Annotated in this window: 20 protein-coding genes and 1 tRNA gene; 12 read left to right on the forward strand and 9 right to left on the reverse strand. The window is 68.5% G+C overall.

Annotated features, from left to right (window positions below):
* Positions 1–180: 180 nt before the first annotated feature.
* Entirely contained in the window at positions 181–1,299 is a 1,119-nt protein-coding gene (locus tag VGV06_17685; GenBank protein HEV2056977.1) for a hypothetical protein, read from the reverse strand.
* A 9-nt stretch (positions 1,300–1,308) separates the two neighbouring features.
* The gene (locus VGV06_17690; GenBank protein HEV2056978.1) at positions 1,309–1,818 is read right to left on the reverse strand and encodes a peptidylprolyl isomerase; all 510 of its coding nucleotides are present in this window, start codon (positions 1,816–1,818) and stop codon (positions 1,309–1,311) included.
* A gap of 141 nt (positions 1,819–1,959) precedes the next feature.
* Between VGV06_17690 and VGV06_17695 the strand changes: the two genes are divergently transcribed.
* Positions 1,960–2,035, forward strand: a tRNA-Val gene (locus tag VGV06_17695).
* 60 nt (positions 2,036–2,095) lie between these two features.
* On the opposite strand, the gene VGV06_17700 is transcribed toward VGV06_17695, so the two are convergent.
* Together VGV06_17700 and VGV06_17705 are read right to left on the reverse strand one after the other, a co-directional pair.
* Positions 2,096–2,575 (reverse strand): GGDEF domain-containing protein, encoded by a 480-nt coding sequence (locus tag VGV06_17700; protein ID HEV2056979.1) that lies wholly within the window; start codon positions 2,573–2,575, stop codon positions 2,096–2,098.
* A gap of 103 nt (positions 2,576–2,678) precedes the next feature.
* Positions 2,679–3,326: a hypothetical protein gene (locus VGV06_17705; GenBank protein HEV2056980.1), complete on the reverse strand. Its 648-nt coding sequence runs from the start codon at positions 3,324–3,326 to the stop codon at positions 2,679–2,681.
* 56 nt (positions 3,327–3,382) lie between these two features.
* Here VGV06_17705 and VGV06_17710 point away from each other — a divergent pair, with 56 nt between their 5' ends.
* From VGV06_17710 to VGV06_17735, 6 genes are all read left to right on the forward strand, one after another.
* The gene (locus VGV06_17710; protein ID HEV2056981.1) at positions 3,383–4,477 is read left to right on the forward strand and encodes a MaoC family dehydratase N-terminal domain-containing protein; all 1,095 of its coding nucleotides are present in this window, start codon (positions 3,383–3,385) and stop codon (positions 4,475–4,477) included.
* A complete protein-coding gene (locus tag VGV06_17715) occupies positions 4,478–5,851 on the forward strand; it encodes an MmgE/PrpD family protein (GenBank protein ID HEV2056982.1) in 1,374 nt (457 codons plus the stop codon).
* Positions 5,844–8,315, forward strand: a complete 2,472-nt coding sequence (locus tag VGV06_17720) for a CoA transferase (protein ID HEV2056983.1) — start codon at positions 5,844–5,846, stop codon at positions 8,313–8,315. The genes VGV06_17715 and VGV06_17720 overlap by 8 nt, the downstream gene beginning before the upstream one ends.
* Before the next feature lie 77 nt (positions 8,316–8,392).
* Positions 8,393–8,767 (forward strand): hypothetical protein, encoded by a 375-nt coding sequence (locus VGV06_17725; GenBank protein HEV2056984.1) that lies wholly within the window; start codon positions 8,393–8,395, stop codon positions 8,765–8,767.
* Between the two features lie 25 nt (positions 8,768–8,792).
* Entirely contained in the window at positions 8,793–9,398 is a 606-nt protein-coding gene (locus VGV06_17730; protein HEV2056985.1) for a PHP domain-containing protein, read from the forward strand.
* Between the two features lie 46 nt (positions 9,399–9,444).
* Complete coding sequence (locus VGV06_17735; GenBank protein ID HEV2056986.1) at positions 9,445–10,269, forward strand: MqnA/MqnD/SBP family protein; 825 nt, start codon at positions 9,445–9,447, stop codon at positions 10,267–10,269.
* Positions 10,270–10,276: 7 nt separating this feature from the next.
* Here the strand turns inward: VGV06_17735 and mqnC are convergent, their stop codons facing one another.
* From mqnC to VGV06_17760, 5 genes are all read right to left on the reverse strand, one after another.
* Positions 10,277–11,350 carry a cyclic dehypoxanthinyl futalosine synthase gene (mqnC, locus tag VGV06_17740; protein ID HEV2056987.1) on the reverse strand — a complete coding sequence of 358 codons (1,074 nt, stop codon included), beginning with the start codon at positions 11,348–11,350 and terminating at the stop codon, positions 10,277–10,279.
* 3 nt (positions 11,351–11,353) lie between these two features.
* Entirely contained in the window at positions 11,354–12,457 is a 1,104-nt protein-coding gene (mqnE, locus tag VGV06_17745; GenBank protein HEV2056988.1) for an aminofutalosine synthase MqnE, read from the reverse strand.
* 98 nt (positions 12,458–12,555) lie between these two features.
* A complete protein-coding gene (locus tag VGV06_17750) occupies positions 12,556–13,416 on the reverse strand; it encodes a carbohydrate ABC transporter permease (GenBank protein ID HEV2056989.1) in 861 nt (286 codons plus the stop codon).
* 1 nt (position 13,417) lies between these two features.
* Complete coding sequence (locus VGV06_17755) at positions 13,418–14,353, reverse strand: sugar ABC transporter permease (GenBank protein ID HEV2056990.1); 936 nt, start codon at positions 14,351–14,353, stop codon at positions 13,418–13,420.
* Positions 14,354–14,433: 80 nt separating this feature from the next.
* Positions 14,434–15,852 (reverse strand): ABC transporter substrate-binding protein, encoded by a 1,419-nt coding sequence (locus VGV06_17760; protein ID HEV2056991.1) that lies wholly within the window; start codon positions 15,850–15,852, stop codon positions 14,434–14,436.
* A 146-nt stretch (positions 15,853–15,998) separates the two neighbouring features.
* On the opposite strand from VGV06_17760, the gene VGV06_17765 reads away from it, so the two are divergent.
* The 5 genes from VGV06_17765 to ilvD are packed head-to-tail and all read left to right on the forward strand — an operon-like array spanning position 15,999 to position 20,415.
* Positions 15,999–16,433 carry a MaoC/PaaZ C-terminal domain-containing protein gene (locus tag VGV06_17765; GenBank protein ID HEV2056992.1) on the forward strand — a complete coding sequence of 145 codons (435 nt, stop codon included), beginning with the start codon at positions 15,999–16,001 and terminating at the stop codon, positions 16,431–16,433.
* A complete protein-coding gene (locus tag VGV06_17770; protein ID HEV2056993.1) occupies positions 16,430–16,858 on the forward strand; it encodes a hypothetical protein in 429 nt (142 codons plus the stop codon). Before VGV06_17765 ends, VGV06_17770 begins: the two co-directional genes overlap by 4 nt.
* The gene (locus VGV06_17775) at positions 16,855–18,003 is read left to right on the forward strand and encodes a glycosyltransferase (protein HEV2056994.1); all 1,149 of its coding nucleotides are present in this window, start codon (positions 16,855–16,857) and stop codon (positions 18,001–18,003) included. The genes VGV06_17770 and VGV06_17775 overlap by 4 nt, the downstream gene beginning before the upstream one ends.
* Positions 18,000–18,680: a polysaccharide deacetylase family protein gene (locus tag VGV06_17780; GenBank protein ID HEV2056995.1), complete on the forward strand. Its 681-nt coding sequence runs from the start codon at positions 18,000–18,002 to the stop codon at positions 18,678–18,680. The genes VGV06_17775 and VGV06_17780 overlap by 4 nt, the downstream gene beginning before the upstream one ends.
* A 40-nt stretch (positions 18,681–18,720) precedes the next feature.
* A complete protein-coding gene (ilvD, locus tag VGV06_17785) occupies positions 18,721–20,415 on the forward strand; it encodes a dihydroxy-acid dehydratase (GenBank protein HEV2056996.1) in 1,695 nt (564 codons plus the stop codon).
* The last annotated feature ends 384 nt before the right edge of the window (positions 20,416–20,799 follow it).

Consider the following 20,799-nt stretch of genomic DNA (forward strand, 5'->3'; position numbering starts at 1 on the left):
CGTCGAGTGAGATGGGAGTGAGCCGCGCCGAACCCAGGGCTCGGAGGGCCTCCGCATCGCCCTGCCGGCGCACGCCCGCGAAGACTCTCCAGCCCAACTGGTCCAGATGGAGCGCGCACGCGGCGCCGATGCCTGTCGAGGCGCCCGTGATCACGACGGATTTCGCCGGAGTCGCCATCGCTAGAGCGCGTCCGCCAAGCGGCGGGCGGCCAGTCCGCCCACGACCGCCGCGGCGGCGGTGATGATGAAGGCGGCGATCGTCGGCCCGGCGCCCGGAGCCATGGAAGCGAATGCCGGCCTGCCGGAGACCAGCCAGCCCCCCACGACGAACAGGAGGAGGCTCCAGGTGACGGCGGCCGCCACGGGGCGCCGGCGGGCGTCGACGAGCGCCATGGCGATGACCGGCGCGATGCCCATCATGAAGAGTGGCCAGCCGCCCACGCGTCCGGGCGTGACGCCGTTCTTCCTGCCCATGATGGTCGCCACGGCGATGGGCGAGGTTGGATCCTTCGCGATCTCCTCTTCGATCACGGACACGGGCTGGATAATCTCGAAGCCCACGCGCGCGATCCTGAGCCCGGCCATCCCCAGGAGCACGACGCCCACGAGCACGAATACCGGCGTCCAGCGGTTTCCCGAGAGCCGCGCCGTCGGCACGAGCGCCAGCGGCAGGAGCACGGCAGCCAAAATCGCGAAGGTGTAGAAGCGAACGCCGCCGTATAGGTAGGCGATGCGGAAGGACGGATCCACGACGAGGTGGAGGCTGCCGTACAGCACCGCGCCCGAGAGGACCATGGCGGCGAGCCGCGCGCGGCTGCCGGCGGGGTAGACCTCACGCGTGATCGTGAGACATGCCCAGGCATTGATGACCGCTCCCAGGATGCCCATGAGATGCGGCGGGCTCCAGAGCGTCACGTCGATGCCGAAGAGCCGGTGCCAGAGATCGTCGATGGGCGCGGCAATGATGGTGACCGCGATGCCCCAGGCGGCCAACTGGAAGCCGCGGCTGCCGCGGAGCCCCAGCACCCGCATGTCGCCCGTCCCGCGCCAGGTCTCCCAGAAGAGCATCCCGAAGGAGAGGAACACGGCCGCGCTGACTCCGGCGTAGGTGATGAGATGCGGTGGGATCCAGAACGAGTCGCGGCCGATCAGGACATGCCACTGGATATCCCACTGCACGCCCCAGCCCGTGACGACCTTCGAGGCCAGCAGCGCCCAGAGCGTCGCGCGCTTGAGGCTCAACGCCTCGGCCGGCGCATGGACGGCCTCGAAGGGAAGATCGCTCGCGCGGATGCTCACGAAACCTGTCTACTTGGCTGCGGGCGGTTCGACGGAGACCACCTTGACGTCGAAGAAGAGCGTCTTGCCCGCCAGCGGGTGGTTGAGGTCGAGCAGCACGGTCGTGTCCTTGACGCCCTTCACGGTGACGGGACGCGGCTGCCCGTCCTGGCCGCGGGCCAGGAGGCGCGTGCCCACCACGGCCGCGCCCTGCGGCAGTGCGTCCTTCGGCACCTCGGCCTCGGCTTTGGGATCCAGGGGGCCATACGCGTCCTCCGGCTTGACCGTGACCTTCTTGCTGTCGCCTGCTTTCATGCCCAGGAGCGCCTTGTCGAGGCCCGGGATGATCTGCTGGGCGCCTTGCGTGAAGGCCAGCGCCTCCTTGCCGGCGTTGGTGTCGAGCACCGCGCCCTTGTCGTCCTTGAGCGTGTACTCGATCTTGACTGAGGAGCCTTTCTCGATGGCGGCGTTAGGTTGCGACCCTGCGGGCGCGGCGGCCAGCAGGACCAACAGCGCCACCAATGTGCCGAGGGAACGCATATCCGACCTCCGTAGTGCCGACGTGGGAATGTGAACAGTTAAGCGAGCTTACACCCGCCCGCGCCGGAGCAGCAAGCTTCTCCTCGGTCGCGGCGCGAGGGTTGACGCCCGGGCGGCATGTGTGTAACGTAACTGTGCCACGGACGATTAGCTCAGTTGGCAGAGCATCGGCCTCACATGCCGGGGGTCACTGGTTCAAGTCCAGTATCGTCCACCATTGCACACACCAAAGGCCGGGGAGAGATCCCCGGCCTTTTCGTTTGCTGCGGCGCGCGGTCTAGCTGCCCTCGCTGGAGACGACCTGGTTGCCGCCGCGCTCGGCGGCTTCCTTGAGGCGGCTCTGGGCGTGCGTAAGGAGCACGGTCTCGTTGTGGCCGTCCCGCGGGAACGACACGAGCCCCATCGAGAGCGTCACGCGCCGCGCGGCCGGGTCGGACTGGAAGGAGACGTTCTCGAGATGGGCGCGGATGCGCTCGGCCACGCGCTCGGCGTCGGCGTCGGGCGTGTTCAGCAGCAGGATGGCGATGCCGTCACGGAGGCGAGCGACCACGTCCGTGGAGCGGAGGACCTGGGTGATTTTGCGCGCCACAGCCTGCTGCATGGCTTCGCCGGGCTCGTGCTCCGCCCCGTCGGGGCGCACGAGACAGACGGAGAAGAAGTCCTGGTAGCGCGTCGCGCGGGAGGCTTCGCGGGTCAGGAGCAGGTGGAAGGCCTCCTCGCCGAAGACGCCACTTGCCGGATCCATGAAGTCGGGCACGGCCTCGCTCCCCGGTCCTGCTGGTCGCTGCACCCGCTCCCGGTGCGGCTGTGGCGGGGTGTGGAAAACAATACACGAAACCGGAGACTTGGTGGGAGTGCCTTCAGCGGGAGGAAAAGGGCGCCAGGACGAGACCGACGGAGTCCGTGATGAGCTCGTCCATGCTCTTGCGCCGGATGAGGCGGCCCGTCTTGCAGTCGAGCTCCACGTCCACCGCGCGCCGGTCCTCCGCCGGCGGCTCCACGAGGAGCGGCCGGCCATCGGCGACGCGGCGGATCTCGAGGCCCACGTCCCAGTAGGTCGTTGGGCCCGAGCGGGCCCGGCCCGACTGCTTGCAGTGGCTTAGGTCGCCTTGGTAGAGGCGGGCGTCCACGATGACGAGGTGCTCGGCGCCGGCCTCACGCGCGCGGCTGAGCGCGGCGGTCCTGTCCAGCCCTTCGAGCGGTCGCGCGGACGACCCGGAGACGGACACCATATCCACGGTCAGGATGCCGGCCCGCTCGAGCCCTTCCACGACTGCGGCCTCGTAGTTCTCGGGGATCCGATCGCGCTCGCGTTTGTCCAGCTCGGCCGGAACGCTCACGCGCACGAGGAGCGCCGGGCGGCGCACCGAGGTGGCGCGAAAGCCCGGCTCGCGGGAGGCGGTCGTGCCGCTCCCGAAGCCTCCCGCGCAGCCTGATGCGGCGAGCAGCGCCGCCAGCGCGAGATTCCACTTTGTGAACGCCCACTTTGTGAACCCAGGGCGCCGCATGGCGGGATGCTACAACATTCCTTGACCCGCGGCTCCACCGTGCCCACAATCGGCCCATGTCCACGACGGCCAGATTCCCCACGATCACTCCAGAGGCGCTGGCGGCGCTCAGGGCACGCATCAGCCAGCCGGTCCGCCGTCCCGAGCCCTATATCGAGGTCGCGACGCGGGACGCCATCCGCCACTGGGCCCACGGCATCGGCGACCGCAATCCGTTCTGGGCCGAGGCCGGCGTGGCGCCGCCGACCATCCTCTTCGCCATGGACCGGATCGTCTCGGGCTATGTCGGCGGGCTGCCGGGCATCCATGCCATGTACGGGGGGACCGACTTCCGCTGGCATCGCGCCGTTCGGGAAGGAGACCGGATCGTCGGCGAGAGCGTGCTGAAGGACGTGATCGAGAAGCCCTCGGCGTTCGCCAAGCGGGCCATCCAGCAGGTCTACCGCACGACCTTCACGAACCAGCGCGCCGAGGCTGTCTGCGAGGCCGACTCGTGGTGCTTCCGGACGGAGCGCGACACGGCGCGCGAGCGCGGCAAGTACAAGGACGCCGCGCCACACCGGTACAGCGAGGACGAGATCAGAACAATCTCTCGCTTCTACCAGAACGAAGAGATCCGCGGAGCCAGGCCGCGGCTGTGGGACGATGTCCACGTGGGCGAGAGCCTGCCGACCGTCTGCAAGGGCCCGCTGACCGTGACGTCAATCGTGGCGTTCGTCCAGGGGTGGGGCAGTCTCTACGTGCGCGGGCACGGGCTGGCGTTCGATCTCATCGAGCGCCACCCCGCGCTCGGCATCCCCAACGCGTTCGGGGTGCCGGAGCCGCCGGAGCGCGTCCACTGGGACGAGGCGTTCGCCCGGACGGTGGGAGTGCCGGGCGCCTATGACTACGGCCCCGAGCGGGTGGCGTGGCTCGGTCACGTCGCGACCAACTGGATGGGCAATGACGGCCAGCTCAGACGGCTCTCGGCCCAGGTCCGCCGCCACAACCTGATCGGAGACGTCAGCTGGTGCCGCGGCATCGTGACCGGCAAGCGCGAGGAAGACGGCCTGTCGCTCGTGGACGTGGACCTCCTAGTCGAAAACCAACACAATGACATCACCGCGAAGGGCTCGGCCACCGTGGCGCTGCCGCGCGGGAAGCCGTCTTAGATGACGCCTGCCGCGCGGACGCTTGGCGAGTGGGCGGCTCGACTCCGCGCCGAGGACATCCCGGCTGCGGTGCGGGACAACGCGACCCTCCGCGTGCTCGACACGATAGGCTGCGCGCTGGCGGGGGCGCGGGAAGACCACGCGCCTTCCGTGCTGGCGCTCGCGTCCCGCTGGGGCGGGCCCGGCCTCTGCACCATCTGGGGCACCCCGCTCACGGCCGCACCGCCCCAGGCCGCGCTCGCCAACGGCGCCCTCGCCCACGGCCTCGACTTCGACGACACCCACGCGGATTCGGTCTGTCATGGGTCCGCCGTGCTGGTGCCGGCGGTGCTGGCCCTCGCCGAGTCGGAGCGACTGGGCGGCCGCGACGCGTTGACGGCGCTGGTCGCGGGATACGAGGCCATGATCCGCATCGGCATGGCGGCCCCCGGGCGCTTTCACGAGCGCGGCTGGCACGCCACCGCCGTCTGCGGCGCGTTCGGGGCCGCGCTCGCCGCCGGGAAGTCCCTGGGCCTCGACGCCGACCGTCTGACCGCGGCCCTCGGCATCGCGGCGAGCATGGCCTCGGGCGTGATGGAGTTCCTCGAAGACGGCTCCTGGGTCAAGCGGCTCCATCCCGGATGGGCGGCGCAGTCGGGGATACAGGCGGCGGCGCTCGCGGGCGAGGGCTTCACCGGACCGGCGACAGCTCTCGAGGGACGGCTCGGCTTCTACTGTGCCGCGCTTGGCGAAGCGCCCGATATCGAGAAGCAACTGAAGAGTCTGGGGGATGAGTGGGAGACAGTGCGGAGCTCGTTCAAGCTCTATCCGTGCTGCCATCTCAACCACGCCTATCTCGACGCCGTGACGCGCCTCAAGGAGACCGAAGGTCTCAGGGCGGAGCAGGTGGCCGAGATCGAGTGCCTCGTGCCCGCGGGGGAAGTGCCCATCGTCTGCGAGCCCGTGGCGGCGAAGCTCCGGCCACGGACACCCTACGACGCCAAGTTCAGCCTCGCGTTCTGCGTCGCGGCGGCGCTCTGCGGGGACCAAGTGGGCATCGGCGCCTTCACCGGGGAGAGTATCCGCGAGGATCGTGTGCTCGCGCTGGCCGCTCGAGTGCGGTACACGGTGGATCCCGCCTCGCCCTATCCGAGGACCTTTCCCGGCTGGGTCAAGGTGCGGCTCGCGGACGGCAGGGTGCTCGAGGCGCGGGAGGAGAGCCAGCGCGGCGGCCCCGATCGGCCGATCGCGCCCGACGAGGTGATCGAGAAGTTCCGCGACAATGCCGCCCGCCTCCTGCCGCCGCCCCGCGTGACCGCGCTCGAGGACGCCGTGCTCGGCATGGAGCGAGCCCGGGATCTTGGCCCGCTCCTGGCTCTCTGCCGGCTTGCCTGAAGCGAAGGGCGCGCTCGACGGCATCGTCGTCGTCGAGGTCGGCGGTTTCGTCGGGGCGCCTTACGCGGCGCGCTCTCTGGCCGATTTGGGCGCCACGGTCATCAAGGTCGAGTCGCCGGGCGGCGATCCCTCGCGCCGTCACGGGCCGTTTCCGAACGACCTTCCGCACCCGGAGAAGAGCGGGCTCTTCTGTCTGCTCAACGCCAACAAGCTGGGGGTGACGCTCGATTTGACGCGCGCAAGCGACCGGGAGCGCCTTGACGGCCTCCTCTCCTCTGCCGACGCGCTCGTCGAGGATCTCCACCCGGATGACGCGGAGACACTGGGGTTGTCCCCAGCCGACACCGCTGCGCGCTTTCCCCGTCTCGTCCACGCTTCGGTCACGACCTTCGGCCACTCCGGACCCTGGAAGCACTTCCGCGGCCACGCGCTCCAGGCTGGGGCCGCCGGCGCCGCGAGCATCGTCATCGGCGAGCCGCGGCGGCCTCCGCTCGCGCTGCCGTGCTCGCAGCCGGATTTCCAGGCGGGGATCAACGCCGCTGCCGGCGTCATGCTCGCGCTGATCGAGCGTCGCGCGTCGGGCAAGGGGCAGCACGTGGACGTGGCGGCCGCCGACGTGATGGCTTTCTTCGGCGGCATCACATCGCCGCTCTACACCGCGACGGGGCTCGAGTGGGAGCGGGCGGGCCATCGCGCGTCGGGCTCGGGCGGCTTCTATCCCTACACCATTCTGCCCACGCGAGACGGGTACCTCTGCATGATCACGCGCTCCGGGCAGCCGTGGAAGAAATTCATCGACGCCCTCGGCGCGCCGGCCTGGTCGGCGGAGCCGCGCTACCGCGACCGCGCGGCCCTCGGACGCCTTTACCCGGACGAGGGTGACGCGCTGCTGGCGCCGCTGCTGGGCGAGCGTACGAGCGCCGACCTCCAGGAGATGTGCCGGCGACTCGCCATCCCGTTCGCCATGGTGCGGAGCACGGCTGAAGTCCGGGCCTGCCCTCAGCTCGGCGCGCGCGGCTTCTGGGTGACGGTGGACCGCGAGCATACGGGCCCGCTGACCTATCCCGGCGCGCCCTGGCGTTTCTCCAAGACACCGTGGCGAATTCGCCGTCCCGCGCCCACGCTCGGCCAGCACAACGCCGAAGTCTTTGGGAAGGGAACCCTCACCCCGGCCCTCTCCCTGGCAGGGCGAGGGAGCCAACGTAGAACCCTCTCCCCGCGAAGGCCGCTGGCCGGCATCCGCGTCATCGACTTCGGCTGGGTGGCCGTGGGGCCCGTGCTGTCGAGCCTCCTCGCCGAATTCGGCGCCGAGGTCATCAAGGTCGAGTCTTCGAGGAGGCTCGACTACTGCCGGCTCATCCCGACGCCGCTCCGGGAAGGGGAAGACGCGAGCAAGGCGCTCGGGGCCCGGACGGCCGAAATCGACCGCGTTCCTCTCTTCCACCAATACAACCGCGGCAAGCTCGGAGTCACCGTGGACCTTCGCCATCCGGGCGCGCCGGCCCTTCTCAAGCGCCTGGTGGCCGAGGCCGACGTGGTCGTCGAGAACTTCTCGCCCTCGGTGCTCAGGTCCGCGGGCCTCGACTACCCGGCGCTCAGCGCGGTTCGTCCCGGCCTCGTCATGATCTCCTGCTCAGCCGTAGGCTCTGGCGGACCCTGGGAGGACGTGCGCACCTTCGCGCCGTCGCTCACGAGCCTCTCCGGGCTCGAACGCCTCATCGGCTACACGGGAGAGCGCACGCTCGGCGCGCTGACGCTCGGCTACGGCGACCCGTCGAATGCGCACCACGGCTTCTTCGCCGTGCTGGCAGCCCTCGCGCACCGGGCGCGAACGGGCGAAGGCCAGTGGATCGACATGAGCCAGCTCGAGGCGACGGCGGGGCTTGTCGGCGAGGCGCTGATGGATCTCGAAATGAACGGCAGGGTCTGGGATACGGAGGGCTCGCGGCACGCCTCCATGGCGCCTCATGGGATCTTTCCGTCCTTAGGCGAGGACCGTTGGGTCGCCATCTCCTGCGCTGGGGACGACGAGTGGCGCGGGCTCGCGAGCGCCATGGGCGGGCCAGCCTGGGCGGCCGCTGCGCGCTTCGCGTCCCATTCGGGCCGGCAGGCCGGCGCGGGCGAGGTCGACGGAGCGATCGCGCGGTGGACCTGCTCCCTCACGGCCGAGGAGGCGACGGTGCGCTGCCAGGCCCACGGGGTCGCCGCCGCGCCGGTGATGGGGCTCGAGGCTCACCAGGATCACCCGCACTTCCGGGCACGGCGAGCCGTCCGCGCCGTGAGGCATCCTGCCGTGGGCGACTTCGCGCTCTACACCTCGCCGATCAAGCTTTCCGCCACCCCGGGCAAGATCGAGCGCGCGGCCCCCTGCCTGGGGGAGCACAATGCCGAAGTTTTTCGCGGTCTTCTGAGGCTCAAGAAGGGGGAGTATGAAGGTCTGGTTCGGGACGGCGTGATTCGCTAGGGGATTTGCTTGCGTACTCGGGTTATATCTGAGAGGATTGGTGTATGTCCTCGAAAACGCTAGGCGTTGTAGTGGCGGTGGCACTGTCACTGGGGATCGCGGGAGCGGCAGTGGCGCAGGGCGTGGAGGTCGAGACGACCGCGCCTGCTCCGCCCAAGTTCGAGATCATCCGCCCGGAGGTTCCGGGCAGCGAGATCACGCGCCCGAGGGACGCCGACATCTACCGCGGCGACCCCGTCATCAACTACGATCCGGCCTTCATCGAGCCCTTCTCGACGGAGACGGCGACCGGGCGCATGGGGCTCGCAGGGTGGGGCTCGCCGGTGGGCGTGGTCACTACCGATGGACCCACGGGCATGCGGCAGCCGGGATGGCTGAGCTTCGGCTTCGCGATCACCTGGGGTGGGCCCGTCCGGAAGACCGTCGTCACGCCCGTCGCCTCGCCACGCTGAGCTCGCTGCACCCGGCCACCGGTCCATGCCGCTCCTGAAGGGCAATCTTCACGCCCACACCACGTTCTCCGACGGGCGCCGGCCCGTGGCCGAGGTCGTCGCGCGCTACCGCGAGCTGGGCTACGACTTCCTGGCCATCACCGACCACGACAATCGCATCGGCGACGACTACTGGTCCAACATTCCCTCCGGGGACGACCGCATGCTGGTCCTGACGGGCGTCGAGCTGGACTACCGGCCGCTGTCCCAGCACGTGGGCAAGATCATGGGCGATCGCGAGACGCTCTACGTCCTGAACCACCCGGCGCGCTACGGACTGAACGTCGAGCAGATCCTCTACCGGATCGGCGTCATCAGCGAGGACGGGCTACCGATCCACGCGGTCGAGATCACCGACACGGGCGCCTACCAGGCCCAGCACGATGTCGAGCTGATCCGCCTGCCGAAGATCGCCACCGACGACTCGCACCGCGACGACGAGATCGGCCGCGCCTGGGTCGAGGTGGACGCCGCGCGCAGCCCGGACGCGATCATCCGCGCCATCAAGGCGGGGGACTTTCGCTTAGGCTTCGCCGCCGCGCCCGCCGCGCGCGAGGGGCGCGGCTTCGATCTCCTCGGCCTCTCGGACTAGCCGCACGTCCCAATACTTCCGGGCCCTGTGGTACCCTTTGCGGGCAATGTTGATCCGTATCGGCCACAGCCCTGATCCCGACGACGCGTTCATGTTCTACGCCCTCACCGCCGGCAAGGTGAAGGCGGAGGGCATCGAGGTCGAGCACGTGCTGGAGGATATCGAGTCGCTCAACCGCCGCGCGCGAACGGGCGACCTCGAGGTGACGGCCATCTCGGCCGCGACCTACGTCATGGTGCACGAGCAGTACCGGATGATGGATCCCGGCGCCTCGATGGGCAAGGGCTACGGCCCCATCCTGGTCGCGACGGAGCCCATCGCGCGGGAGGACCTCGAGAAGAAGGTCGTCGCCATTCCGGGCAGGCACACCACGGCGGCGCTCCTGCTCAGGATCTATGTCGGCGACCCGCCGATCATCGAGGTCGCCTTCGACAAGATCCCGAAGGCCGTGCTCGAGGGTCAGGCCGACCTCGGGCTCCTGATCCACGAGGGGCAGATCACGCACCAGCAGATGGGCCTGGTCAAGGTGCTCGACATGGGGCAGGAGTGGGAGCGCGAGTCGGGCCTGCCGCTGCCGCTCGGCATCAACGTCATGCGCCGCGACCTGGGCGACGCCGTGCACCGGAAGCTGTCGCAGGCGCTGCGCGACTCGATCGACTACGCCTACGCGCACGTGGACGAAGCGCTCGAATACGCCATGCGATACGGGCGGGGGATTGACAAGGAGACCTGCAGGAAGTTCGTCCTGATGTACGTCAACGACTACACGAAGCGCCTCGGGCCCGATGGCAAGGCCGCCCTCGAGCGTCTCTACGCGATCGCCCACGCCAAGAAACTGATCCCGATCATCCCGCCCGTCGACCCGATCTAGCCCGCCGCTAGTAAATCTTTAAGATCTCGTACTCGGTGGTGCGCTGGACGGGGGTGAAGCCCGCCTCACGGATCAGCATCACGATCTCGTCCACCGTGATCTTGTTGACGTAGTCGGCCGCGGCGTGGACGTTCTCCTCGAAGAGCGTGCCGCCGAAGTCGTCCGCCCCCCAGTGCAGCGCGATCTGTCCGGCCCGCTTGCCCTCGGAAAACCACGAGGCCTGCACGTGCGGGAAGTTGTCGAGGTAGAGGCGGGAGGCGGCGAGCATCCGGAGATACGCGTTCGGGCCCTTGTAAGTCTTGATCCACTTTTCGAGAAGCGTGTTGCCCGGCTTGAAGGACCACGGCACGAAGGCGGTGAAGCCCGGGTATTCGTCCTGGAGCTCCCGGATCGCGTCGAAGTGGTCCAGGATGTCCTCCGGCGTTTCGACGTGGCCGTACATCATGGTCGCCGTGGACTTGAAGCCCTGTCGGTGGGCCTCGCGGTGGACGTCGAGCCAGGCTCGCGGCCCGCCCTTCTTGGGCTCGATCCGCTTGCGCACCCGCTCCGACAGCACCTCGGCCCCGCCGCCGGGCAGCGTCGTCTGGCCCGCCGCCTTGAGCCGGGCCAGCACGTCGGGCATGGACAGCGATGAAACCTCCGCCATCGTCATGATCTCCGACGCGGTGAAGAAGTGCGGCGTCACCTGCGGAAAGCGGCGCCGCGTTTCGGTCACGAGGGACAGGTAGTACTCGAGGGGAAGGGTGGGGTTATGTCCGCCCTGGAGGAGCACGGTCGTCGCGCCCCGCTCGGCGGCGAACTCGACCTTCTGGAGGACCTCCTCGACCGTCAGCGTCCAGGCTTCGGAGTCGCCCGGCTTGCGGTAGAAGGCGCAGAACTGGCAATCGGTCACGCAGACGTTGGTGTAGTTGGGGTTCGAGTCGATGACGAAGCTGACCTGCTTCTCCGGATGGGCGCGGAAGCGCGCATCCTGCGCCAGCGCGCCAAGCTCGAGTATGGGCGCTTCTGTCAGGAGCCACAGGCCTTCGGCGCGGTCGAGCCGCTTGCCGGCCTCGGCCTTGGCGCGGATCTCGGCGAGCACGGGCTAGTTCCAGACCTTGACGACGTTGTAGAGCGCGTCCCGCTCGACCGCGACCTTGCCCGCGTCGCGAATCATGCGAAGGATCTGCTCCTGAGCCAGGCCGGCGGGGCTCTCGGCCTGCGCCATGTGGGCGATCTTCTCGTCTTCCAGCGTGCCGTTGACGTCGGACGCGCCGAAATTGAGCGCGACCGAGGCCGTCTCCTCGCCGATCATGACCCAGTAGGCCTCGATGTGCGGGAAGTTGTCGAGGAGGAGTCGCGAGGCCGCGATCGTGCGGAGATCGTCCGTCGGCGGAGTCTGGCGCGGCACGAGCTTTGTCGTCCCGACCTGGTACGCGAGGGGAATGAAGGTGAGGAAGCCTCCGCTCTTGTCCTGCTGCTCGCGCAGGCGCACGAGGTGCTCGACCCGCTCGGCCATGGTCTCGATGTGGCCATAGAGCATGGTCGCGTTGGTCTTGATCCCGAGGGAATGGGCGATGCCGTGGATCTCGAGCCAGCGGTCGGCGTCCGCCTTGCCGGTGTAGTGCAGCGCCTTCTGGAGGCGCGGTGAAAAGATCTCGGCGCCGCCACCCGGCATGGAGCGGAGCCCCGCCTTCTTGAGCCGCGTCAGGGCCTCGCGGGGCTCGATCTTCCAGCGCCGCCAGAGGTAGTCGATTTCGGCGGCCGTGAAGGCCTTGATCTGAGTCTCGGGGCGGGCGGCGTGGATGGCCCCGATCATCCGCTCGTAGTAGTCGAAGGGCCAGTCCGGATGGTGGCCGCCGACGATGTGCGCCTCGCGCGTGCCCGGCTTGATCATCTCGAGCACGTCCTCGATGGAGTTCTCGAAAGCGCCGTCTTCGCCCTTCTTTCGCGCGAAGTCGCAGAAGGAGCACGACAGGACGCAGATGTTGGTCGGGTTGACGTAACGGTTCATCACGAAGAAGACCTGCTCGCCGTGCAGCCGCGACTTGGCGAAGTCCGCCATGCGGCCGAGGCCGTGGAGGTCTTCGGTTTCGAACAGCGCGAGGCCGTCTTCCGGAGAAAGACGGATGTTGTTCCGCACCTTCTCCCAGATGGCCAGGAGACGGCGGTCGCGGAGCAAGGGGGGCGCGGCGACGGCAACAGCCATGCATTCCTCCAGCAAAGGTGGTAGACCGGGCAGTCGCTCCGATTCTAAGTGGCGCCCCCGGTGGCTGTCAACGATTCCCGTCCCCCGGGCGTGGGCGGCTACTTGATGGCGCCGACGGTGAAACCGGCGATGAAGCGGTCGAGGAAGAAGTTGTAGAGGACGGCCAGCGGCACGCTGGTGATGAGGCACGCGGCCATCAGCGAGCCCCAGTAGTAGACGTCGCCGCGCACGAGCGCCACGGGCACACCCACGCTGACCGTCATCCTCTCGACGGATGAGATGAAGGTCAGGCTGTAGACGAACTCCTGGATCGTGAGCGTGAGCGCGAAGATCACGATGGTCAGAAGCCCCGGCACCGCCAGCGGCAGTACCACGCGCGCGATCGCGCCGAGCCGGCTGCAGCCGTCCACCATGGCCGACTCTTCCACCTCCTTTGGCAGCGTCTTGAAGAAGCCCATGAGGAGCCAGGTGCAGAACGGCACCGTGAAGGTCGGGTAGATCAGCACGAGCGCCCAGAGCTGGTTCTGGAGCCCGAGCATGGCCACGAGCCGCGAGAACGGGATGAAGAGCAGCGTCGAGGGCACGAGGTATGTCAGGAAGATGCCGATGCTGAGGCGCTCGCCCCAGCGCCCCGTCAGCCGCGCGAGGCTGTAGGCCGCCGGCACGGCGAGGACGAGGGTGATGGCGACAACGAGCGCCCCAACCCAGAGCGTGTTGAAGAGCCAGGTCGGGAAGAGCGTGCTCTCGAAGAGAATCTGCAGGTGCTCGAGGGTCGGCGGCTGATTGAAGATGAAGGGATTGTGGGCCGTGTTCGAGGCGCCGACATAGAGGTCGCTGTTCTGTTTGAAAGAGGTGATGAGCATCCAGTAGAAGGGAAAGACCGCGAAGGCCGTGGAGCCGAGAATCAGGACACGATGGCCCACGAGAGCGAGCGCGCGCCGTAGGGGCCCGCGCCGCATGCTACGTCACCTCCGCCCGCCGCGAGACGCGCAGCATCATGACCGCCATCACGACGAGCAGCGGCACCAGGAAGATGGCGACCGCCGCGCCCCGCCCGACGTCGCCACCCAGTACACCCTCCTGGTAGGCCAGGCTCGCGAGCACGTGGGTGCTGTTGTACGGGCCGCCCCGGGTGAGCAGGTAGACCACGTTCATATCGGTGAAGGTGAAGACCACGCCGAAGAGGACGGCCACGGTCAAGATCGGCGTCATCATCGGGAGAGTGATCTGGAAAGCCTTGGCAACCGGCCCCGCACCGTCGATGTCGGCGGCCTCGTGGACCTCGGCCGGGATGGAGCTCAGCCCGGCCAGGAGGATGACGGTCGAGAAGGGCAGCAGCCGCCAGACGTGGACCGTGATGATGGCGACCATGCCGAGGGTGGGGTCGCCGAGCCAGTAGTACCGCTGGCCCGGGCCCAGCAAGCCCGTGACCTTGAGCATCCAGTTGATCACGCTGAAGGTCGAGTCGAAGATCCAGAGCCAACCGAGGGTGGCCAGCGAGATCGGCGCCGCCCAGGGCATGAGGATCAGGAAGCGCACCAGGAACTTGCCGCGAAACTTCTTGAGGAGCGCGCGGGCCAGGATATTGCCGAGGAATATCACCAGCAGCTGCGAGACGAACGTGAAGATGAAGGTGTTCTTGAGCGCCCGCAGAAAGACCGCGCTGGTGGCCACGCTCTTGAAGTTCTGAAGCCCGACGAAGGAGAAATCCAGGCTCCCGGCGGAAGAGTTGGTCAGGCTCAGGAAGAGCGCCAGCAGGAAGGGCAGGGCGACCAGCAGCATGATGTAGATCAGCGCGGGCGCCAGCAGGAGCTTCCCGAGCCTTCGGTCGCGGGGCGAGAGGCTGTCCGTGGCCTTGGCCGCGGGTGGGGCGAGAGCGACTTCCGCGGTGGTCATGTCCTCCTGTCACAGACGGGCCGGCAGGGGGCGCGAGGGCGCCCGCCTGCCGGCCGGGGTGCTGTTCGGGTTGGGCGGGACTACCGGTCCTTCGAGCCTCCGGGCACCATGCCCTTCTTGCGCCACTTGTTGAAGATCTCCTTGGTGCGGTTGCTAGCCTCCGTCATGGCGTCCTTGGGAGACAGCGTGCCCGTGGCCCCCTTAGCGAACATGTCCGTGATCACATAGGTATCGAAGATCTCGCCCTCTGCCGGGTTGGCGAAGCCCGGATAACCCAGGTTGGTGGACCAGGGCTGGGACTTCGCGAGCAGCGCCAGCTTGTCCGCCGGCTTGGAGCCGAACGGATCGTTGTTGCACTGCTTGGCGATCCAGGCGGCGCCGGACTCGATCTTCTTGTTCATCGCGGTGCCGGGATCGGCGGCCGCGCCGTAGAACGACGGGAAGTTGTAGAGCTGGCTCCCGAGCATGGACTCCCTTGACGCGTCGATCAGGGCGACCAGGAACTCCTTTGCGGTCTCCTGGCTCTTGGAGAACTTCCAAACGACATAGCCGCTCATGACGTGCTCGGAGGCCAGCATGATGCCGGTCGGCCCCTTGAGCGCCGGAACGAAGAAGTAGTGCTCGAGCACCGGCAGGTTGTTGGCCTGGGCCGTTCGATACGCGGAGATGGAGTTCAGGATGTAGGACGTCTCCTGAGCGTTGAAGGCCTGGTTGTTGGAGGCCGCGTTCCAGGAGAGGACCGCCTGCGTCATGCCGACCGAGTACAGGCGCTTGGCGTACTCGAGCGCTGCCAGGGTCTCGGGCGAGTTGAGCACCACGTTGGCGTCCTTGTCCTGGATCGCGCCGCCGTGGCACCAGAGCATGTTGCGGACGGCCATGTTCGAGTCGATGTCCTGGCTGAGGCCGATCCCGATCGGGATCTGCATCTGCGGGAACTTCTTCTTGATCTCGGGTGCCGCCTTGACGAGGTCCTCGTACGTCACCGGGCCGTTGGGCTGCCCGATGTCGGTCCAGATCTTCTTGTGGTAGTTCCCGGGGTCGGGCACCCACATGTCGGACACGGCGAACTGCTTCTTCGTGAAGGGGTTGTAGGTGCTGCGGTACGCGAGGTCAACCTGCTTGCCGTACTTCTTGTCGAGCGTCCCGACCACGTCCTTGAGGTCGATGACGTGCTCCTCGAACGCGCTGGCCAGGCCGATGAACATGTGAATGTCGTGGCCGGACTGAGCGGCGACCTCGGCCGTGGCCCGGGGCACCACGTCGGCGAAGCCCACGTGGTCCACCGTCACCTCGATGCCGCGCTTGGCGCCCCACTCCTTGGCGAACGGGTCGAACCACTTGTCGTAGGACGGGACGAAGTGGCTCCACTGAAGGATCTTCAGGGTCTTGTCGGCCGCTCCCGCACCGCGCGTGAAGATTGTCGGCCCGGCCGCCGTGGCCGCGACACCCGCCGCGACGAGCTTGCCGCCCCTCATGATGAACTGACGACGAGTTTGCATACCCGCCGCCATTGGTGTGTGCTCAAGGGTGTGTGCTCGAGCGCTCCCCCCAGGTACCGATCCGGCCCCGCGGGTGAAGAATATCACAAGTTTATGCCCCCTCCGGCACCATGTTATTCTTGCGACCCGTGAATGGTCACGACGGCGTGTTCTTCGAAGATCTCAAGATCGGCCAGGAGTTCACCTCGCCCGGGCGCACCGTCACCGAGGCCGACATAGTCATCTTCGCCGGGCTCAGCGGCGACTACAACGTGCTCCACACCGACGCCGAGCACATGAAGTCCTCCATCTTCGGCGAGCGGATTGCCCACGGGCTCCTCGGCTTGAGCATCCAGCAGGGCCTGGCGTCCCGCGGGGAGCCGGCAGCCGCGCACGGCCCTCTCAGCGCCCTCAGGTGGAAGTTCAAGGGCCCGATCAAGATCGGCGATACCGTCCACGTCCTTTCGCGCATCGCCGCCAAGAGGGACGGGCCCGACGCGCGCCGCGGCCTCGTCACGATGGTGCGGCGGCTCGTCAACCAGCGGGGCGAAGTCGTGCAGGAAGGCGAGACCGAGTACGTGGTGGAGCGCCGCAAGCCGTGAGCGGAGCCGCCGTCGCGCCGGCGCAGTGCTACTTCGAGGACGTGGAGAAGGGTGTGCCGCTCGAGACCCCCGGGATGACGCTCACCGCCGCCCACATGACCCTCTTCGCAGGCGTCACTGGGGATGCCGCGCTCCGGGATCCGGACGCCGTCCCCGATCTTCTCCCGCTCTGCTTGTCCTCGGGCCTAAGTTGGCGCGTGCCGCGGCGGCCGCTGGCCGTGCTGGCCTTCATGGGCTTCGAGTGGCGCTTCCTCGAGCCGGTCAGAGTCGGCGACACCATCCACAGCGTCTCCCGGACGCTGACCAAGCGGAGCATGCGCGAGGGCGGGGTGGTCATCGAGGAGCGCCGCATCGTGAACCAGCGCGGCGAGACGGTGCAGTCGGGCAAGCTGACGCTGCTCGTCGCGCGCCGGCCGGTCGCATGATGGGGACGCAGCTGCGGGTCCTCATCCTCACGGCCTCGTACGGCTCGGGGCACGCCCGCGCCGCCGGCGTTCTCGCCGACGAGTTCCGCCGGGCCGGAGCGCTCCCGACGGTCGTCGACCACTTCCGTGACCTCGTCCACCCGAAGTTCGACAAGTGGAGCCGCTCGCTCTACTACAGCATCCTCCGCCGGGCTCCCGCCCTCTGGGGCGGGGCCTATTGGTTGGGCGATCAGATCAGCGTCTCGTCGCCGTTCATGCTGGGGTTCAACCGGGTCGGCGCGCGGAAGCTCCGCCGGCTCCTGCGCGCGCAGCGGTTCGACCAGGCGGTCTCGGTGCAACCGACGCCCGCGGCGGCGCTCTCGTATCTTCGCTCGCGCGGCGAGCCGACCCCGCCGCACACCACGGTCTTCACCGACTTCGTCGCGCACACGCAGTGGATCCACCCGCATGTGGACCGCTACTGCGTGCCCGCCGAGGAGATCGCCCACGAGCTGACGGCCAAGGGCCTGCCACGGGAGGGTGTGGTCGTGACCGGCATCCCGGTGGCGCGCGAGTTTCTCCAGCAGCCCGACCGCGCCGCCGCGCGCCTGGCGCTGGGGCTCTCGCCCCGGCTGCCGGTGCTGCTCTTCATGGACGGGTCTGGCGGCGGTTTCGGCCGCCTCGAGGAGGCGGCGCGCGCCGTCCTCGACATGGAGCAGTCCTTCCAGGCCGTGTTCGTGGCCGGCCACGAGCGGGGTCTCGAGGGGCGGCTGAGACGGCTCGCGGATGGGCGCGAGCACCGGGTCAAGGTCTTCGGCTTCGTGGATCACATCCGCGAGCTGATGGCGGCCGCCGATTTCCTCGTCACCAAGGCCGGCGGGCTCACCCTCGCGGAGGCGCTCGCCGCGGAGCTGCCGGTTATCTGCTTTGGCTCGCTCCCGGGGCAGGAGGCCCGCAACGAGCGGTTCGCGGCCATGACGGGCGTCGGACTCGTGGCGGGGTCCGGGGCGCAGCTGCAGCGGGTCATCGCCGCCGCCCTGCGCGACCCGGTGTTGCTGCGCGACATCCGCGAGCGCATCGGGCTCTACCGCCGGCCGCGCGCCGCCCAGGATATCGTCGGCCTCGTGCTCGGCGACCAGAGGCTGGCGCGCGAGCGTGCGTCGTGAGCGCGGCGGCTTGGCTCCTCGCGGCGCCGGCGCTCTGGGCGGGCTACACCTGGGGCTCCCACGCGCTGACGTTGGGAAGCGTGTGGCGTGGGCCGCGGGCGGGCCGGAAGGTCGCCCTCACCTTCGACGACGGCCCTGACCCGGAGCACACCCCGCGCGTGCTGGACATCCTGGCGGCCCACGGTACCAGGGCAACGTTCTTTCTGGTCGGCGAGCGGGCGGCGCGCGCAGGCGCGCTGGTCCGGCGCATCGCGGCCGCCGGCCACGACATCGGTAACCACACGTGGAGCCACCGGAGCCTCTGGCTCGCCGGACCTCGGGAGACCGCGCGCCAGGTCAATCGGGGGCACGAGGCCATCTCCCAGGCCGCCGGCGCGCCGCCGCGGTTCTTCCGCCCGCCGTGGGGCATGACCAACCTCGCGCTCTTCCCCGTGCTGCGGAGGCTCGGCACGCCGTGCGTGTTCTGGACCGCGCAGACGGAGGGGCGGCGCCCCGCGGCGCCCGCCCTGCAGGTGGAGCGCGCTCGAAGACGCGTGAGGGCCGGGGCCATCGTGGACCTCCACGACGCCGACGGAGTCGCCGGTGCCGGAGCGCGCCTGGTCGAGGCGCTGCCGGCGATGATCGGCATGTTGGGAGCGGATGGCTATTCGCTGGTTCCGCTCAGCGACCTGCTGTAGAATCGCCCACACCTCGTTCATTCGACAAAGGAGTCCCGTGATGGCTATCGACACCCGCCGCAAGAGCCGCGTCCTCCTTGAGGGCCCCGACCGCGCCCCGGCCCGCGCCATGATGAAGGCCGTCGGCTTCTCCGACGAGGACCTGGCGCGTCCGCAGATCGGCGTCGCCCACTCCTGGATCGGGACCATGCCGTGCAACTGGAACCACCGGAAGCTCGCGGAGAAGGTGATGCAGGGCATCCGCGCGGCCGGCGGCACGCCCATCGAGGTCAACACGATCTCCATCACCGACGGCATCACCATGGGCACCGAGGGGATGAAGGGCTCGCTCATAAGCCGCGAGGTGGTGGCGGACTCGGTCGAGCTCGTGGCCCGGAGCCACATGTTCGACGGCATCGTGACCATCTCCGGCTGCGACAAGACTATCCCCGCCATGGTCATGGTGCTCGGGCGGCTCAACATCCCGGGCCTCATGCTCTACTGCGGCTCCATCATGTTTGGGCGTTGCGCGGGGACCACCGGCCCGTTTGCCAACCGCAACCTGACCATCCAGGACGTCTTCGAGGCGGTCGGCGCCTACAACGCCGGCAAGATCTCGGCCGAAGTGCTCAAGGACGTGGAGGACCACGCCTGCCCGGGCGCCGGCGCCTGCGGCGGCCAGTTCACGGCCAACACCATGTCGACGGCCTACGAGATGCTCGGCATGTCGCCGATGGGCTGGAACGGCATCCCGGCCATCGACCCGCGCAAGGAAGAGGTCGCCTTCGAGTGCGGCAAGCGCGTGATGGCGCTCGTGAACGAGGGGATCACGCCGCGCTCGCTCGTCACGCGGCGGAGCTTCGAGAACGCGATCGCCGGCGTCCTTGCCACCGGTGGCTCGACGAACGCCGTCCTTCACCTGCCGGCGACGGCGAGGGAATTCGGCATCAAGCTGTCGATAGACGACTTCGACCGGATCTCGCGCAAGACGCCCGTGCTGGCCGACCTCAAACCCTGGGGCAACTACACGGCGCCCGAGATGTACGACGCAGGTGGCATGCCCGTCGTGGCCAAGCGGCTGCTCGAAGCAGGCCTGCTCCACGCCAACGAGAAGACCGTCACCGGACGCACGATCGGTGAGGAGGCGCGGGCCGCGCCCGAGACGGCGGGACAGCAGGTGATCAAGCCGCTCAAGCAGGCGCTCAAGCCGACCGGGGGATTCGCGATCCTGCGCGGCAATGTCGCGCCGGGGGGCTGTGTCATCAAGCTCTCGGGACAGACCAAGTACGACCATCGCGGCCCCGCGCGTGTCTTCGAGCGGGAGGAAGACGCGTTCGCGGCCGTCAAGAAAGGCAAGATCAAGCCGAACGACGTCATCGTCATCCGCTACGAAGGCCCCAAGGGCGGCCCCGGCATGCGCGAGATGCTGCACGTCACGGGGGCGCTCCAGGGCGCGGGGCTCGGGGACACGGTGGCGCTCATGACGGACGGCCGCTTCTCCGGCGCCACCCATGGCTTCATGATCGCCCACATCGTCCCGGAGGCCGCCGAGCGCGGGCCCATCGCCGCCATCAAGAGCGGGGACATCATCCATATCGACGTCAAGAAGCGCCGGCTCGACGTGGAGATCTCTGCGGCCGAGATGAAGAAGCGCCTGGCCAAGTGGAAAGCGCCTAAGCCCCACTACACGAGCGGCGTCTTCCACAAGTACGCCAAGACCGTATCCAACGCCTCCGAGGGCGCGATCACAGGCTGAGAGCGCCTGATCGGGAGCGCAGAGAGAGGAGCGTAGATGACATACAGCCTATTCTCAGTCATCGCCTTGGCACAACGGGGATAAATGCCCCTCCCATGTCCCGCTGATGCTGCCAGAGCGCGCCGGAAAGGTCAAACATGAGGCTCGACGCAGGGGGTGGGAGTTCTCCACCTGGGCCCCAGGCAGCCGCAGGGCAGATGTGCGCGGCTGCTCGGGCCCGTGGCACTGTCTACCTCGTCACGCAGGGGAGTGCCCGCTGCTCAGCTCCCGCCGCCGACACGGCGGCCGGGGGAGGCGGGCCGTCCCGCACACCCGGGAGCCCGAGATGGGCGAGGATCCGCTGAATGACGGCCGGGTCGTCGATCGTGGCGATGAGCTGCATCC

Source organism: Candidatus Methylomirabilota bacterium (assembly GCA_035936835.1).
Classification (GTDB): Bacteria; Methylomirabilota; Methylomirabilia; order Rokubacteriales; family CSP1-6; genus AR37.

Bases quoted from the DNA above. Each gene is read 5' to 3' on its own strand.
- VGV06_17690 (HEV2056978.1), bottom strand. From the start codon at position 1,818: ATGCGTTCCCTCGGCACATTGGTGGCGCTGTTGGTCCTGCTGGCCGCC.
- VGV06_17705 (HEV2056980.1), bottom strand. From the start codon at position 3,326: ATGCGGCGCCCTGGGTTCACAAAGTGGGCGTTCACAAAGTGGAATCTC.
- VGV06_17710 (HEV2056981.1), top strand. From the start codon at position 3,383: ATGTCCACGACGGCCAGATTCCCCACGATCACTCCAGAGGCGCTGGCG.
- VGV06_17715 (HEV2056982.1), top strand. From the start codon at position 4,478: ATGACGCCTGCCGCGCGGACGCTTGGCGAGTGGGCGGCTCGACTCCGC.
- VGV06_17730 (HEV2056985.1), top strand. From the start codon at position 8,793: ATGCCGCTCCTGAAGGGCAATCTTCACGCCCACACCACGTTCTCCGAC.
- VGV06_17735 (HEV2056986.1), top strand. From the start codon at position 9,445: ATGTTGATCCGTATCGGCCACAGCCCTGATCCCGACGACGCGTTCATG.
- mqnE (HEV2056988.1), bottom strand. From the start codon at position 12,457: ATGGCTGTTGCCGTCGCCGCGCCCCCCTTGCTCCGCGACCGCCGTCTC.
- VGV06_17750 (HEV2056989.1), bottom strand. From the start codon at position 13,416: ATGCGGCGCGGGCCCCTACGGCGCGCGCTCGCTCTCGTGGGCCATCGT.
- VGV06_17755 (HEV2056990.1), bottom strand. From the start codon at position 14,353: ATGACCACCGCGGAAGTCGCTCTCGCCCCACCCGCGGCCAAGGCCACG.
- VGV06_17760 (HEV2056991.1), bottom strand. From the start codon at position 15,852: ATGCAAACTCGTCGTCAGTTCATCATGAGGGGCGGCAAGCTCGTCGCG.
- VGV06_17775 (HEV2056994.1), top strand. From the start codon at position 16,855: ATGATGGGGACGCAGCTGCGGGTCCTCATCCTCACGGCCTCGTACGGC.
- ilvD (HEV2056996.1), top strand. From the start codon at position 18,721: ATGGCTATCGACACCCGCCGCAAGAGCCGCGTCCTCCTTGAGGGCCCC.